General features: G+C 49.8%; 1 pseudogene. It reads right to left on the reverse strand.

The window, feature by feature from the left end:
* Positions 1 to 253, reverse strand: a pseudogene (locus tag R0J92_RS24885) (peptide chain release factor N(5)-glutamine methyltransferase); the annotation flags it as partial.

A 253-nucleotide genomic window follows, 5' to 3' on the forward strand; every position in this document is an offset into this window, starting at 1 on the left:
GTAATCGCAATGACGCCGCTGCCTGTACCGATATCCGCCGCTTGAATTTCTTCGGAGCCGAATAACTCACGCTTTAATTTCAAGCTTTCTTCAATCAGTTCTTCAGTTTCCGGGCGCGGAATGAGGACGGCTGGTGAAACTTGGAAAGTTCTGCCGTAGAATTGTTCGATGCCAGTCAAATGCTGGACTGGCACTCCTTCAGCCAATCCTCCCACATCGGCCCAGTAAGCCTCAAATTGGCGATCTTCGATTT

The organism is Tritonibacter sp. SIMBA_163, assembly GCF_046535935.1.
Classification (GTDB): domain Bacteria; phylum Pseudomonadota; class Alphaproteobacteria; order Rhodobacterales; family Rhodobacteraceae; genus Epibacterium; species Epibacterium scottomollicae.